Annotated in this window: 11 protein-coding genes; 7 read left to right on the top strand and 4 right to left on the bottom strand. The window is 71.9% G+C overall.

What is annotated here, in order from left to right; genetic code table 11:
- Positions 1-13: 13 nt before the first annotated feature.
- Both WMF27_RS40885 and WMF27_RS40880 read right to left on the bottom strand, forming a co-directional pair.
- Positions 14-748, bottom strand: a complete 735-nt coding sequence (locus tag WMF27_RS40885; protein ID WP_437763481.1) for a bacteriophage T4 gp5 trimerisation domain-containing protein — start codon at positions 746-748, stop codon at positions 14-16.
- 9 nt (positions 749-757) lie between these two features.
- The gene (locus WMF27_RS40880; protein ID WP_437763482.1) at positions 758-2182 is read right to left on the bottom strand and encodes a type VI secretion system Vgr family protein; all 1425 of its coding nucleotides are present in this window, start codon (positions 2180-2182) and stop codon (positions 758-760) included.
- A 267-nt stretch (positions 2183-2449) separates the two neighbouring features.
- Here WMF27_RS40880 and WMF27_RS40875 point away from each other — a divergent pair, with 267 nt between their 5' ends.
- Both WMF27_RS40875 and WMF27_RS40870 read left to right on the top strand, forming a co-directional pair.
- Positions 2450-4759, top strand: coding sequence for a sulfatase-like hydrolase/transferase (locus tag WMF27_RS40875; RefSeq protein WP_437763483.1), 2310 nt, complete (start codon positions 2450-2452; stop codon positions 4757-4759).
- Positions 4760-5120: 361 nt separating this feature from the next.
- The gene (locus tag WMF27_RS40870; RefSeq protein ID WP_437763484.1) at positions 5121-5873 is read left to right on the top strand and encodes a hemerythrin domain-containing protein; all 753 of its coding nucleotides are present in this window, start codon (positions 5121-5123) and stop codon (positions 5871-5873) included.
- Positions 5874-5917: 44 nt separating this feature from the next.
- On the opposite strand, the gene WMF27_RS40865 is transcribed toward WMF27_RS40870, so the two are convergent.
- Entirely contained in the window at positions 5918-6736 is an 819-nt protein-coding gene (locus WMF27_RS40865) for an SOS response-associated peptidase (protein ID WP_437763485.1), read from the bottom strand.
- A 61-nt stretch (positions 6737-6797) separates the two neighbouring features.
- On the opposite strand from WMF27_RS40865, the gene acnA reads away from it, so the two are divergent.
- The 5 genes from acnA to WMF27_RS40840 all read left to right on the top strand — a co-directional run bounded on the left by acnA (position 6798) and on the right by WMF27_RS40840 (position 14872).
- Entirely contained in the window at positions 6798-9551 is a 2754-nt protein-coding gene (gene acnA, locus WMF27_RS40860; protein WP_437763486.1) for an aconitate hydratase AcnA, read from the top strand.
- A gap of 120 nt (positions 9552-9671) precedes the next feature.
- A complete protein-coding gene (serS, locus tag WMF27_RS40855) occupies positions 9672-10973 on the top strand; it encodes a serine--tRNA ligase (protein ID WP_437763487.1) in 1302 nt (433 codons plus the stop codon).
- Positions 10974-10978: 5 nt separating this feature from the next.
- Positions 10979-13207 carry an ATP-binding protein gene (locus WMF27_RS40850; protein WP_437763488.1) on the top strand — a complete coding sequence of 743 codons (2229 nt, stop codon included), beginning with the start codon at positions 10979-10981 and terminating at the stop codon, positions 13205-13207.
- 21 nt (positions 13208-13228) lie between these two features.
- Entirely contained in the window at positions 13229-14257 is a 1029-nt protein-coding gene (locus WMF27_RS40845) for a hypothetical protein (RefSeq protein ID WP_437763489.1), read from the top strand.
- 165 nt (positions 14258-14422) lie between these two features.
- Positions 14423-14872 carry a universal stress protein gene (locus tag WMF27_RS40840; RefSeq protein WP_437763490.1) on the top strand — a complete coding sequence of 150 codons (450 nt, stop codon included), beginning with the start codon at positions 14423-14425 and terminating at the stop codon, positions 14870-14872.
- Positions 14873-14888: 16 nt separating this feature from the next.
- Here the strand turns inward: WMF27_RS40840 and WMF27_RS40835 are convergent, their stop codons facing one another.
- On the bottom strand, positions 14889-15434 hold the full coding sequence (locus WMF27_RS40835) for a chalcone isomerase family protein (protein WP_437763491.1): 546 nt from the start codon (positions 15432-15434) through the stop codon (positions 14889-14891).
- Between the last annotated feature and the right edge of the window lie 137 nt (positions 15435-15571).

The raw sequence follows: 15571 nt of genomic DNA, 5'->3' as shown, positions 1-15571 counted from the left end.
TCATCGCGAGCCCTCAGTTGACCTTCACGACGTCGCCGGTGATGGTGACCGAGCCGCCCGAGACCTTGATGAGCGGGCCGCTCACCTCGACCCCCCCTCCGCTGATCTTGATCTCGGCGCCGCCGGCCGAGAGCACGATCTCGCTCGCGTTGATCTTGACGCTCGTCCCGTTCAGCTCGAACGCCGGCGTGTCGATCGTCGCCGCGCTGCTGGCGCTCACCGCCAGGTTCGCCGACTTCAGCGACTGCTTGCCCGTCGCGCCGATCTCCTGCGTCGGCGCGGTGATCTTCTGGCTCGCCGACGAGTTGAGCGCTTGAGCCCCGGTCGCGTCCACCGTCTGGCTGCCGCCGACCTTCACCGTCTGGTTCGCGCCGACGGTGACCGACTCGCTCCCGGCCACGACCTCCGCGTTGTCCCCGCCGACCGCCGTGCGGCGGTTCGAGCCGGTGCTCTCGCTGCGGTCCGTGCCGACCTTGGAGTCGCTGTTGTTGTCGACCTTCTCGCTCCTGTCGTTGCCCGCGTGGGAGCTCCAGTTGTACGGCGTGTGCATCTTGATCTGCTCCTTGCCCGCCGTGTCGTCGAACGTGAGCTCGTTGACGGCCCCTGTCGCCGGGCTCGACATGGTCTTGAAGGTGCTCACCGTCTTCGCCCCGCCCGGCGGCTTGTTCCTGCCGTTGTAGACTCGCCCCACGACGATCGGCCGATCGGGGTCGCCCTCATCGAAATCGACGATCACCTCCACGCCCACGCGCGGGTGCTAGACGCCGCCCTCCCCGGCGCCGGCGAAGACCTGGCTGACCCGGACCCAGCAGGACGTCGGTTCCTTGGCGTGACGGTCTGTCTCGTTATCCCAGTGGAACTTCACCCGCACGCACCCGATCTCCGCCCCAGGAGGACCGCCGACGTTGATCTCGGCGCCCTGGGCGTCAGGCTCGGCCGTAACGAAGGCTGTCTGGGTGCCGTGAATGCCGGGCTTCGGGGTGACGCGGGCCGGGCGGAAGCGGGACTCGGCGACGGCGCCCTCCTTGCCGCGACGGGCGCACTCGAACGTGGCAGCATACGGCCCGTCGAGCGTGGCGTTCTGCGGGAGGGCAGAGCGCGCGGAGGGCGCCAGGACGCCCTCCTGTCGGGCGCGGACGTCGAGCTGGGTCACGAGGTACTCCCCCGCATGGCGGGGCTTGAGGCTCTCCAGCGCAAAGATGGATCCGGCCGCGAGGACGCGGCAGGGGCCCTCGCCGACGCCGTAGCTGGCCTCGACACCGAGGCGATCCAGGCGGGCGGCGGCGAGGGGGCGGCCCTGATCGGGGGTGTCAGGGTAACGGCCGGGATAGGCATGATCGACGAGCTCGGCCGCGCCAGGCCTGGCGGGCGCGGCGACGGCCATGTCGAGGGCGGGGTTCTTCCAGTTGTAGTCGGCGAGCGAAACCTTGCGGGGGCGGAGGCGGGCGCCGAGCTTCATGCCGGTGACGGCGCGGCCAGCGATGTTGGGGCCGAGGGGAGCGAAAGGATCGAGGCGGGCGCGGCCCGCGTCGGAGTCGGAGAGGACCAGGAGGCAGACGCCATGGCCGTGCTCGAAGTGGTACGCGATACCCTCCTCTTCGAGCAGGCGCGCGACGAAGGCGAGATCGCTCTCGTTGTACTGGACGCAGTAGGGGCGGGCCGCGACCTGGTCGACGCGCGAGGTGTCTACGACGCGCCAGGCAAAGAGCTCGCGGGCCGGGCTGAAGACGTGCTCGACGTCGGCGGTCGGCGCTGTGGCGCCGTCGTCACGGCGGAGCTGGGGGTCGCCCTGGAGGACAGCGTCGATGATCTGACGGGTGGTCTTCTCGAGGAACACGCGGCAGCGCGTGCGGTACGCGGCGCGCGCGAGCGGGGGGACGAGGACGACCCGGTAGAGCGTGCCGTCCTGGACCGAGCCGAGCTCCTCGGCCTCCGCGACGATGCCATGGACGAGGCGGACGGGGGGCTCGGCGCCCGTGACGATGCGCAAGGTGGCCCGCGCCTGGATGAGCTCCTCGGGATCGACGTCGGGCGCCGGCTCGCGCGCGAAGAGGATGATCTCATAGCGGTAGGGGCGCGAGAGGGCCTCGGTGCCGCGGAGCTCGACGACCTGGAGGTGAGCCCAGGCGCCGATCGCCTCGAGGGCACCTTCCCATGCGAACGCGAAATCGACTTCGCTCATGCTCTCCTCGCTCGTCGGCCGCTCAGGCGGCGCGCCAGGCGGCAGGGTGTGCGGCCGCACCTCGCGAGGAGAACGGTACACGTCCTCCGCCGCAGCGTCTCCGGCGCAGCTCAGGATCCAAGGGTGTTCGCCGCGCGGGGTGGGGGATGGGCCGATGCCGATTGGGGCATCCCCAGCAGGGTCTCACGATCGGCCGCGTGAGCGACACCACCGACGGTCCGATGACACCGGCCGCCCAGGGCTCCCGCTCGTGGTAGAGCACGCCCCGTGCGCGCCCGCGTGATCCGACCCCGCCATCCCTCCGCCGCGCTCGCGCTCGCCTCCGCCGCGGCCGCGCTCTTCCCCGGTTGCACCGGGTGCGAGACGTCGACCCGCGATCTGCCTTCGGACGCCCCGGCCGCGGCGTCCGCGAGCCCGGAGGCGCCGCCTCCGCCGCCGGCGCGCGACGCCGTGCACCTCATCGACGAGCTGCCGAGCTGCGATCTCGAGCACCGAGGGCTCCTGTTCGATACCGGCGCGGGCACGCTCATCGGCCGCTTCGCGTGGCAAGGGACCGTGCCCACCGGCATCCGGGCGATCGAGCACAATGGATCCACCTGGGCGCGGATCTCGCAGCGGCGGATCAAGCTCACGTTCGTCCTGCCGTCCGCGAGCCCCATCTTCGTGTCCGCCCGGGCCGTCGGGCTCACCTCCAGGTACGCCACCGTCTCCCTGGACGACCAGCTGCTCGGCACGCTCCGCCTCCAGCGCGACCAGATCCGCATCGCCTCGACCCCGACCACCACGCTCCCCGCCGACCCCGGCCTGCACACCCTCACGCTCCAGTTCTCCGGCCGGCTCCGCGAGGGGGAGTCGTTCGCCGACGTCGACTGGGTGCGCGTGGGCATCCCGGACGAGGACCCGGCCACGTACGGCCCCCCGACCCTGCGCGACGTCGTCTCGCCCGCCGCCGCGCTGTCGGGCGTCCCCCACCGGTCCATCGCGCTGCGCGCGCCGGGCGCGGTCCGCTGCGCCTTTCGCCCCTCCACGGTGACCCGCCTCCACACCTCCATCGGCGTGCTGGGCGCGGGAGACGGCGACGCCGAGATCCGCGTCCTCCGCGACGGCCAGGAGCCCCTCGTGATCCATCGCGTCCACGTCGAGGGCGGCGACAAGGCGACCTGGACCGACGTCGAGCTGCCGCTCGCGCCCTTCGCCGGGTCCCTCATCTCCCTCGAGCTCCGCGCCGCCGCCGCGGCCCGCGGCGGGCGCATCCTCTTCGGCGACCCCGTCCTCGCCGGATCGCCGGAGCCGCCTCCGTCCGTGCCCCCGGCGCGCGCCGTCGTGATCGTCGCCCTGAACGGGGTCGAGCGGCCCGATCTGCCCCCCTGGAGCGGTCGTCCGGAGCCGCACCTCGCCACGCTCTCGGAGCTCGCGAGGTCCGCGACGACGTTCGATCACCACCGCGGGCCGAGCACGGTCGTGTCCGCCGTGGCCGCGTCGCTGCTCACCGGCCTTCCGCCGCCGGCCCATACCGTCGCCGACGCCGGGGCCCGCCTCCCCGCCCGCGTCACCACCATCGGCGCCATCGCGAGCGACAGCAGCATCCGCACCGGGTTCTTCACCGGCGTCCCCACCACGTTCCGGGCGTTCGGCTTCGGACCCGGCTGGTCCCGGGTCCTCGAGCACCCCCCGACGAGCGGCGAGCCGGCCACCACCCCGATCGACGCCGCCGCCGCCTGGATCAACGAGACCGTCCGCCAGGACGCTTCCAACCGCCTCCTCGCGTTCGTCCACGCGCGCGGCGGACATCCGCCCTGGGAGGTCAGCCCGAAGGAGCTGAACGCCCTCAAGCCCGCCGAGTACGCCGGCCCCGTCGAGCCGCGCCGCGCCGCCCAGGTGCTGGCCAGGCTGAGGGGCCGGCGCCGCGACGTGCTCAGCCCCGAGGATCGCGACCGGATCCGCGACCTCTTCTCCATCGCCCTCGCCGGCCAGGACCGCGCCCTCGGCAACCTCATCGGGACCCTCAAGTCCGCCGGCCTGTGGGACGAGACCCTCTTCATCGTGACCGGCGATCTGGCCAGCGGGCGCTCCGACGCCGTGCTCTACGGCGAGGGCATGGACCTCCAGGAGCCCGTCCTGACGCTCCCGCTTTATGTCCACTTTCCCGGCGATCTGTACGCCGGCCAGCGCGTCGTCGCCCCGACCGAGATCATCGACGTCGCGCGCACGGCGGTCGCCGCCCTCGGCCTCTCGTTCGCCCGCAAGCCGCTCGGCAAGGATCTGGCGGCGGTCGCCTCCGGCCTCGAGGGCGTCGAGCGCGGCCCCCAGATCGCCGCCCTCGGCGATCGTTACTCCACCCGCTGGGGCAACCTCGTGCTTTCGGGTCGCCTCGGCGTTCCCCCCTTTCTCTGCGACCTCGACGTGGACCCGACCTGCGCCTTCAACCGTCGCGAGGTGATGCCCCTCGCCACCGTGTCGCTCTTCCGGCGCACCGTGACGTTCGACCTGTCCGTGCGCGCGCCCGCGGCGCAACGGGAGCCGGCCACGATCGACGCGGAGACGGCGGCCGTGCTCAACGTATGGGGCGCGAACTGAGGCCCGCGCGATCGACCTGCGCCCGCGCGCGCGAGCCGAGGAAAGCCCGCTGACGGCGCCCGGCGGCGCGCCGGCGCCCTGCGCGGGCGGAGGCGTCCGCGACATCGCGCAGGCCGCGCGCGATCACGCTCCAGCGGCGCCACGATGCCTCGCTGCGGGGCAGCACGCCCCGCGTCGCGCGCGCCGCGAGGCCCCCGCGCGGTTGGCCGATCGACGTACGCCCGCGCCCGCGCGTGCGCGTCGTGCGCTCGCTTCGCGCGCCCCTCTCGCCTGGCATGCTTCGCGCACGCGCGGAGACCCGCATACCGCACAGACCAAGCGCCTCGACGGCGCTTCATCTTTCCGTGAGAGGAGTCCCCGCATGAAGGCGACCGACCTATTGAAGGAGCAGCACCAGGAAGTCGAGGAGCTCTTCGAGCGCATGTCGCAGGCTGGCAGCGAGGAGATCAGCGCGCTCCGCGACGAGCTCGTGGCGACCCTCGTGAGCCACACGGCCATCGAGGAGGAGCTCTTCTACCCCGAGAGCCGGGAGGCGCTCGGCGCCTCCCCCCTGATCGCGACCTCGTACGAGGAGCACGCGCTCGTCGACGTCATGTTGCAGAAATTGCTCAGCACCGAGCCGGGTGACGAAACCTTTCACGCCAGGCTCGGCGTGCTGAAGGAGCTCGTGCAGCACCACGTCGAGGAGGAGGAGAAGGAGCTCTTCCCTCAGGTCGAGAGCGCCATGGGCGCCGCGCGCCTCGAGGAGCTCGGCGGCCGCCTGGAGGCGCGCTTCGGCCAGGTGCGCGAGAGCGACGTGGAGGCGCTCCTCGCTCGGAACGTCGCGAAGAGCATGCCCGCCACCGCCGGCCGCCGCGCGCGCGCGGCGAAGCCGTCGGCGCGCAAGGCGGCGGCCAAGCGTCCACCCGCGAAGCGCGCGTCGACGCAGCGCGCCGAGCCGGCGCGGGGCGCGCAGAAGGGGCGCCGCACCACCGCGACCGGACGGAAGAAGACAGCGGCCACGGCGCCCGCGAAGACCGGGCGAGCCGCGCCCGCGCGCAAGGCGAGCCGACCGGCGAAGACCAGCCGCACAGGCCGCAAGGGCGGTCGCACGAGCAACGCCTCCGCGCGCTGAGCGTCGCACGCTGGCCAGCGCACATCGACGCACGTCGCCGCAGCTCAGCGGCGCGAGGTCCGGCCGGAGGGGACGGCGGGCCTCGCGCCGCCGTCGAGATCGAACAGCGGAAGCGTACCGCCGGCCTTCGGGGCAGCGGCCTCCACCGCGAGCTCCTGCAGCAGGGCGGGGTCGTCGTGCGCGACCGAGTTGACCCGCGGCGAGACGGCGCGCGCCGCGAGGGCGCCGCGAGGCGCCGGCCGGAGCAGCGCCTCGGCCCGATCCGCGTCCGCGCCTTCGTCGAGGCCGAGCCAGAGGTCCACGTCCCCGGGGCCCAGCAGGACCGGCATGCGGTCGTGGATCGGCGCGACGTCGGCGTTCGCCTCGGTGGTCAGGATCGTGAACCGGACGTCGGGCTCGCCCGTGCCGGGGTCCTTCGCCGGCTGGTACAGCCCCGCCAGGCGGAGCAGCCCGCCCTCCGCGGGGTGGAACCAGGTGGGCCGCCGCGCGCCCTTGGGCCCGGTCCACTCGTAGAAGCCGTCCGCCGGCACCACGCAGCGGCGCGCCGCGAACGCCTCGCGGAACGTCGGCTTCGCCCGCGCGCTCTCGGCGCGCGCGTTGGCCAGGAGCGAAGGCCCGGCGCCGCCCCTGGCGAAACGCGCCACGAAGCCCCAGGTCGCCGCCACCAGCGCGCGCCGGCCGTCCCGCGCGCGCAGCACCGGGTGGACGGTCGCAGGTGCGATGTTGAAACGAGGCCGAAACCTCGCCGCCATCTCCGGGTCAGCGGCAATCGACCGAGCCGTGCGGCCCGCGCCCGAGGACGGCTCGAGCATTGCCAGGAGGGTCGCAAAGTCCGGCACGGCGAGGGTGAAGCGCGCGCACATAGGACTAGATTAGCGGCTTCGGGGCGCCTACAAGGGCGCTCCGGACGTTGGAGGAGGCCGCATGGTCGACAGCTTTGGCACCAAGAGCACGCTGACGGTTCAAGCCGAAACATACACCTACTACAAGCTCACCTCGCTGGCGCAAGGCGGCGCGTCGATCGACAAGCTCCCCTTCTCGCTCCGCATCCTCCTGGAGAACCTCCTCCGCCACGAGGACGGGCGCGTCGTGCGCAAGGACCACGTGGAGGCCGTCCTCAACTGGGACCCGAAGGCCCGCCCTTCGCAGGAGATCGCGTTCCACCCCGCGCGCGTGCTGCTCCAGGACTTCACCGGCGTGCCCGCCGTGGTCGATCTCGCCGCCATGCGCGAGGCGCTCGCGAAGCTCGGCGGCGACTCGCTCAAGATCAACCCGCTCCAGCCCGTCGACCTCGTGATCGACCACTCGGTCCAGGTCGACCGGTTTGCGTCCTCGACGGCCGTGAAGGTGAACGCGGCGCTCGAGTTCGAGCGCAACGTGGAGCGCTACGCGTTCCTCCGCTGGGGAGCGCAGGCGTTCACGAACTTCCGCGTGGTGCCGCCCGACCAGGGCATCTGCCACCAGATCAACCTGGAGTACCTCGCGGGCGCCGTCATGCGGCAGGGCTCGCTGGTCTATCCGGATACGCTCGTCGGCACCGACTCGCACACCACGATGATCAACGGGCTCGGGGTCGTCGGCTGGGGCGTCGGCGGCATCGAGGCCGAGGCGGCGATGCTCGGCCAGCCGCTCTCGATGCTCATCCCCGAGGTCGTGGGCTTCAAGCTCCACGGCAGCCTGCCCGAGGGCGCGACCGCGACCGATCTCGTCCTCACGGTGACGCAGATGCTGCGGCAGAAGAAGGTGGTCGGGAAATTCGTGGAGTTCTACGGCCCCGGCCTGAGCGCGCTCTCGCTCCCGGACCGCGCCACGATCGCCAACATGGCGCCCGAGTACGGCGCCACGATCGGCTTCTTCCCCGTCGACGACGAGACGATCGCGTACCTGCGCTTCACCGGCCGGCCCGCGCAGCTCGTCGCGCTCGTCGAGGCCTACTACAAGGAGCAGGGGCTGTTCCGCACGGACAGCACCCCGGACCCCGTCTTCAGCGACACCCTCTCGCTCGACCTCGGCGACGTGGTGCCGTCGATCGCCGGCCCGAAGCGGCCGCAGGACCGCATCCCGCTGCGCGACGCGAAGCGCGCCTTCCGCGCCTCGCTCCAGGGCATGCTCGAGAAGGAGTTCGCCGCCGCCGACGCGCCCGCCGTCAAGGCGTTCCTCGAGGAGGGGGCCGGCCACGCCGCCGCGCGCGTCCCCGCGCTCGAGAAGGTGATGCGCCCGGCGGAGATCACCGAGGGCGACACGCGCTACACGCTGCGCCACGGCTCGGTCGTGATCGCCGCCATCACGTCCTGCACCAACACGTCGAACCCGGCGGTCATGCTGGGCGCGGGCCTGCTCGCGAAGAAGGCCGTCGAGCGCGGGCTCACGGTGAAGCCGTGGGTGAAGACGTCGCTCGCCCCCGGGTCGAAGGTCGTCACCGACTACCTGCGCCAGGCGGGGCTCCTGCCGTACCTCGAGGCGCTCGGCTTCCACCTGGTCGGCTACGGCTGCACGACCTGCATCGGCAACTCCGGGCCGCTGCCGGACGTGATCGGCGACACGATCCGCAACAACGATCTCGTCGTGGCGAGCGTCCTCTCGGGCAACCGCAACTTCGAGGGCCGCATCAACCAGCACGTGCGGATGAACTTCCTCGCCTCTCCGCCGCTCGTCGTCGCGTACGCGCTGCGCGGCGACGTCGACGCCGACCTCTTCAAGGAGCCGGTCGGCACGGATCGCAACGGCGAGCCGGTGTACCTCAAGGACATCTGGCCGAGCTCGGCCGAGGTCAGCGAGGCGATCCGGACGGCCGTGCGGCCCGAGCAGTTCCAGGTGCAGTACGAGAACGTCTTCGCGGGCGACGAGGAGTGGCAGAAGCTCTCGGTCCCGGGCGGCCAGACGTTCGTGTGGGACGAGGGCTCGACCTACGTGCGCAGGCCGCCGTTCTTCGAGGGGCTGTCGAAGGAGCCGGCGCCGCTCACCGACATCCGGGCCGCGCGCGTGCTCGCGCTGCTCGGCGACTCGGTGACGACCGACCACATCTCCCCGGCCGGCAACATCGCCAAGAACAGCCCCGCCGCGAAGTACCTGGTCGAGCACGGCGTCGCGCCCGCCGACTTCAACTCGTACGGCGCCCGCCGCGGCAACCACGAGGTGATGATGCGCGGCACGTTCGCGAACATCCGCCTCAAGAACGCCCTTCGCCCCGGCGAGGAAGGCGGGATCACGGTGCACCTGCCCGACGGCGAGAAGACCACGATCTACGACGCGGCCATGCAGTACAAGGCCGAGGGCGTGCCGCTGCTCGTGATCGCCGGCGCCGAGTACGGCACCGGGTCGTCGCGCGACTGGGCGGCCAAGGGGACCAAGCTGCTCGGCGTGCGCGCGGTCATCGCGAAGAGCTTCGAGCGCATCCACCGGTCGAACCTGGTCGGCATGGGCGTGCTCCCGCTCGAGTTCGCGCCGGGCGAGGACGCGTCCACCCTCGGCCTCACGGGGCGCGAGGTGTTCGAGATCGGCGGCATCTCGGAGGACCTCACGCCGGGCAAGAAGCTCAACGTCGTCGTGACCGGGGAAGGCGGGGCGAAGAAGACCTTCACCGTCACCGCGCGCATCGATACACCGAACGAGGTCGACTACTACCAGCACGGCGGCATCCTCCAGTTCGTGCTGCGCAGCCTGGGCGCCAGCGCCTAGCGCCTCCCTGCGCGCCGCTCCCCGCCGAGCGTCTGGCGGGGAGCGCGGGAGGGGGCCCATCCCGGGAGCGGCGCGTCGCGGCTGCTGACGCGCGTGCGGGCTTCGGCTAAACCCTGGGGTATGCTCGATCCTCGCTACGTCGCGGAGCACCTCGATGAGGTGCGCGCGGCGCTCGCCCTGCGCTCGCCCGCCGCCGCCGCCAGCCTCGGAGACGACTTCGCCTCCACGGTGAGCGCGAGGCGGTCCAACATCCAGGAGCTCGAGCGGTGGCAGGCGGAGCGCAACGCGGCGAACGACGCGATGGCGCGCCTCGACAAGAAATCGCCCGAGTTCGCGCAGAAGCGCGACGAGCTGAAGGCCCTGTCGACGCGGATCAAGGAGGCCGAGCAGGTCGTCTCCGAGCTCGAGAAGCGGATGACCGAGCTGCTCTCCGTCGTGCCCAACCTGCCGGACCCGTCGGTGCCCGTGGGCGCGGGGGAGGAGGGCAACGTGGTCGTCCGGGCGTGGGGCGAGAAGCCGAGCTTCTCGTTCGCGCCGAAGTCGCACTGGGACATCGGCACGGCCCTCGGCCTCCTCGACTTCGAGCGCGCGGCGAAGCTCTCGGGGGCGCGCTTCACCGTGCTGATGGGCGCCGCCGCCCGCCTCGAGCGGGCGCTCATCTCGTTCATGCTCGACCTGCACACGCGCGAGCAGGGCTACCTCGAGGTGCTGCCGCCCTTCCTCGTCAAGGACACGGCGCTGTTCGGCACGGGCAACCTGCCCAAGTTCGCCGAGGACCTGTTCAAGACGCAGAAGAGCGACCCGGACAGGGCGTACGACCTGTACCTCATCCCGACGGCCGAGGTCCCGGTCACGAACCTCCACGCCGACGAGATCCTGGACGGCGCGTCGCTCCCGATCGCCTACGCGGCCTACACGCCGTGCTTCCGCAGCGAGGCGGGCAGCCACGGGCGCGACGTCCGCGGGCTCATCCGGCAGCACCAGTTCGACAAGGTCGAGCTCGTGCGGTTCTCGGCGCCGGAGGACTCCGCCCGCCAGCACGAGCTGCTCACCGCGCACGCGGAGGAGGTCCTGAAGCGGCTCGGCCTGCACTACCGGGTGTCGGCGCTCTGCACCGGCGATCTCGGCTTCGGCTCGCAGAAGACGTACGATCTCGAGGTGTGGCTGCCCGGCCAGGGGGTGTACCGCGAGATCTCGAGCTGCTCGAACTTCGGCGACTTCCAGGCGCGCCGCGCCCAGATCCGCTACCGGCCGGAGCCGAAGGCGAAGCCGCGGCTCGTCCACACGATGAACGGGTCGGCGCTCGCGGTGGGGCGGACGGTCATCGCGATCCTCGAGCAGTACCAGCAGGCGGACGGCACGGTGGTCGTGCCGGAGCCGCTCCGTGCGTTCATGGGCTGCGAGGTCCTCCGCGGCAGGTAACAGCGATGGCAGCGGACGAGGAAGCCAAGCGTGAGCTTCCGGAAGCGAAGAGCGCGCACAACGGGGGGGACGGCGAGCGGCGCTCGCAGGTCCCGGACTCGCGGGGCGCGCGCGGCGGGGGGGACGGCGAGCGGCGCTCGCAGGTCCCGGACTCGCGGGGCGCGCGCGGCGGGGGGGACGGCGAGCGGCGCTCGCAGGTCGGGGACGGCGAGCGGCGCTCGCAGATCCACGGGCCGCCGACCAACGCGGAGACGTCGATGGCGCTCGCGCGCCGGCGGCTGCTCGACCTCTGCAAGCGGCACAAGGACGAGCTCATCGACGACTGGATCGAGAACGTGCTGGCGCTGCCGCCGGAGCGGGGCCGGTACACCGATCGGCCCGTGGGCGAGGTCACGGAGAACGTGCGCTCCTGGCTCGCCGCGTTCACCAGGATCCTCGAGGACGGCAGCGAGACGCTGCTCGACGAGTTCATCACGCTCCTGGTCGAGCAGCGCTACGCGACCGGGTACTCCATCAGCGCTCCGCTGATCGCCGCGTCCGAGTTCCGCACCGCGGTCGCGGGCGTCCTCGACACGACGCACGACGACGCCGAGGCCGGCGGCTCGTCCTCGATCGACGTGCTCCGCGCCGTCGACGCGCTGCTGCTCCAGTTCGAGCACCGCTTCGCCGAGGCGTACGCCCAGCGCTCGCTGTTCGCCTCCGAGGAGCGCTACCGGGAGATCGTCGAGCTCTCGTCCGACGTCCTCGCGACGATCGACCAGGAGGGCATGCTGACGCGGCTGAACGTGCGCTTCGAGGCGCTCTTCGGGCACTCGCGGCAGGCGTGGATCGGCCGGCCGATCACCGCGCTCGCGGTCGCGGCGGACGTGCCGGCCCTGCGCACGCTCGTGCTGTCGGCCTCGCGGGCCGAGGCGCCGCGGGAGGCCACCATCCGCTGCGGGACGCGCGCCGGCCTGACCAAGGTGATGACGGTCCGGATCACGCGGCTCTACGGCGAGGACGCCTCGCTCGCGCTCATGCGCGACGTCACCGAGGAGGTCGCGCGCCGCGCGCAGATCCTCCACAGCGAGAAGCTCTCCTCGATCGGCCAGGTCGCGGCGAGCGTCGCGCACGAGCTCAACAACCCCATGGCGTGGGTGATGGCGAACCTCGAGCAGATCCGGAGCGGGGCGCACAAGCTCGTCTCGGCGGCGCGCCCGGTCGCCTCGGGCTCGTACGAGGATCTGCTGCGCGCCATCGACCTCATCGATCGCTCGTGCCACGAGGCGCTCGCCGGCGTCGAGCGGATGCGGGACATCGTGACGGACCTCAACCTCTTCTCGAGCAGCAGCGAGCGCAAGCCCGAGCGGGTCGATCTCGTCGACGTGATCGAGCTCGCGCTGCGCATGACGGGCCCGCAGCTCAGCCAGCTCTGCCGCATCGAGCGCAGCTACGGCGAGATGCCGCCGTTCGTCGGCTATCCGGGCAAGCTCTCGCAGGTGTTCGTGAACCTGTTCATCAACGCGGCGCAGGCGATGCCGAAGCGCTCCCGCGACGAGAACATGGTGCGCGTGACGACGCGCTTCGACGCGGGGGTCCACCACGTCGAGGTGGAGGACAACGCGCGCGGGATGGCCCCGGAGGTCGTCGAGCGGATCTTCGACCCGTTCTTCACGACGAAGGAAGAGAGCGCGCGCCCGGGCATCGGGCTCTGGGTGTCGCGCAACATCGTCGAGGAGCAGCACGGCACGATGACGGTGTCGAGCACGCCCGGCGTCGGGACCGTCTTCACGATCCGCCTGACCGGCCTCAACCCCACGGATCTGCCCGCGCCGCGGCCGCCGCCGGAGCCGCCGCGCGCGTCGTCGCGCGGGACGATCCTGTTCATCGACGACGAGCCGATGCTGCTCAACGCCTTCGCGCGCGCGTTCGAGGAGCGGCACGAGGTGCTCGTGGCGAAGAGCGGCCACGAGGCGCTCGACCTCCTGCGGGACCGCGGCGGCCGGATCGACGCGATCGTCTGCGATCTGCTGATGCCGCAGATGAGCGGGATGGCCCTGTACGACGAGATCGGCGAGCGGTTCCCGCAGCTCTTGCCGAAGATGGCCTTCATGTCCGGCGGCGCCTTCACGCCGAGCGCGCGGGAGTTCGTGGAGCGCGTGGACAACCCGAAGATCGCGAAGCCGATCTCGCTCGACGATCTGGAGCGGGTCATCGGCGATCTTCTCAGCGGCGGGTCGAAGCGGGCGCACTAGGCTGGAGGAGCGAGGGGCTCGATGGTGGTCGCGAAGGTGAGGACGATCCGGGAGCGGGCGAACCACGCGCGTTACCGGCCGGGGCAGCGGGGCGGCTTCTACGAGAGCTTCTTCCAGCGCGCGAACCACCCGACGCGGCCGCTCGCCTTCTGGATCCGGTACACGCTGTTCAGCCCGGCCGGGCGGCCCGAGGCCGCGGAGGGTGAGCTCTGGGCGGTCTACTTCGACGGCGAGTCGGGGCGCCACGTGGTCGCCAAGCGCGAGGTCCCGTTCGTCGGGCGCTGCTCGTTCGCCCGCGACAGCCTGGCGGTCGCCATCGACGGCGCCCGGCTGAGCCTCGGCAGGCTCACCGGCGCGGCGGGCGAGGGGGAGGACGCCATCACCTGGGACCTCGCCTACGAGGGCGGCGGGGAGCCCCTCCTGCTGCTCCCGGAGGCCCTCTACGGCGCCCCGCTGCCGAAGGCGAAGGCGCTGGTCGGCGCGCCGATGGCCGTCTACAGCGGCCTCCTCCGCGTCGCCGGGCGCGGGGTCGACGTCTCGGGGTGGGTGGGCAGCCAGAACCACAACTGGGGGACGAAGCACACGGACCTGTACGCCTGGGGGCAGGTCGCCGGGTTCGACAGCCACCCGGACAGCTTCCTCGAGGTCGCCACGGCCCGGCTGAAGGTCGGGCCGTTCTGGACGCCGAACATGACGCCGCTGGTCCTCCGGCACCGCGGCGAGGAGATCGCGCTCAGCTCGCTCGTCCAGTCGCTCCGCGCCGACGCCTCGTTCGACTACTTCACCTGGCGCTTCCGGACGGAGACCGATCGGCTGAGCGTCGAGGGGCAGATCTCCGCGTCCGCCGGCGATTTCGTGGGCCTGGCCTACAGGAACCCTCCTGGCGGCGTGAAGCATTGCCTGAACACCAAGATCGGGGCCTGCACCGTCACCCTGCGGCGGAAGAGCCTGGGCCGCGAGGTCGGGATCGAGACCCTGACGACGGCGCGGCGCGCGGCGTTCGAGATCCTCACGGACGACCGGGGCCATGGCGTGACGATCCGCGCCTGATCGACGCTGGACGCACCGTCCGCGGCGGTCGGCGCGGTCGGCGCGGGCCGGCGCGGAGGCGCGGAGGCGCGGAGGCGCCGCCGCTCCGCCGAGCGATGCGCTGCGCGCCCGGCGCCAGGTCGGCTAAAGAAGGTGCGGTACGTCACCGCACGAAAGGCGGACGCCATGAGTCTCAAGCACCCCCGGACCATCCTCGTTGCACTGGACAGCTCCCCCAAGGCATCGCTCGTCCTCGCGGAGGGCGTCGATCTCGCGCAGAAGCTCGGCGGCAAGCTCGTGCTCGTGCGCGCGATCGGGCTGCACCACAGCCTGCCCGCGGAGGCGTTGAACGAGTCGCCGACCCGCGTCCCCGAGATCCTGGAGCGGAGCGACCGCGAGGAGCTCTTGGAGCTCGCGCGCGACGTGCCGCCCGAGCTCCTCGCGAAGGTCGTGATCCACGTCGGCGTCGCCTGGGAGGTCATCTGCCGGACGGCCGACGAGGAGAACGCGGATCTCATCGTCATCGGGTCGCACGGCTACTCGGGCATCGACAAGGTGCTCGGCACGACGGCAGCGAAGGTCGTGAACCACACGAACCGGTCGGTGCTCGTGGTGCGCGACAAGCCGTCGGACTGACAGCGGCTCGCCTGCCTCAGCGGAGCCGGGCGATGAGCTCGTCGCTCAGCGTGGGCTGATCGATCTTGCCCAGCCAGATCCGCCAGGTGGCCTTCATGAAATCGACGCCTGCCACGGTCGCCGTCCCGCCGCCGGCGACCGTGACGGTGGTCGCCTTCGCGCGCGGGTCGTACGCGATGGTGACCTCCGCTCCCGCCTTGAGGTCTCCCGCGAACGCCGCCACGAACCTCTCGATCTTCGGTGTGTCCGTGTATCGGTTCAACGCATAGGCGTCCCGCAGCGCCTTGACGATGCTCGCGCGGTCGACGTCGCGGAGCATCGTCCAGACGAACTTCTTCCCCGTGTCCATGTCGATGACGGCGTCCTTGGACCGGGTGGCAGGGAGCTGCTCCATGTAATGGCTGATCCGATAGACATCGACGTGGAGCACGCCGATGGTCCTCACGCGGACGCCCGTGCCGGTGAGCGTGTAGCCCGGCAAAGCAAGGAGGCTCCCGACAGCGAGGAAGACCGCCGCGAACGCGGCGAGAAGAGCTGGAGATTGGCTTCGCGCGAGCTGCATTGGATCGACCTCCTCCGGCATCGCCGCTCCGTGCGGCGCATCGTGTCCGGGCGCCGCGCGCCGGCGATCGCCCGTCGACGGTCGTGAGTGAGCAAGACCTGAACCGCCGACAGAGGGACGTCAGGAGTCGCGGATCT

It is taken from the genome of Sorangium sp. So ce281 (assembly GCF_051527395.1).
Classification (GTDB): Bacteria; Myxococcota_A; Polyangia; order Polyangiales; family Polyangiaceae; genus Sorangium; species Sorangium cellulosum_B.
The sequence above is the reverse complement of the archived record's forward strand: the minus strand, read 5'-3'. Positions and strand labels throughout refer to the sequence as shown.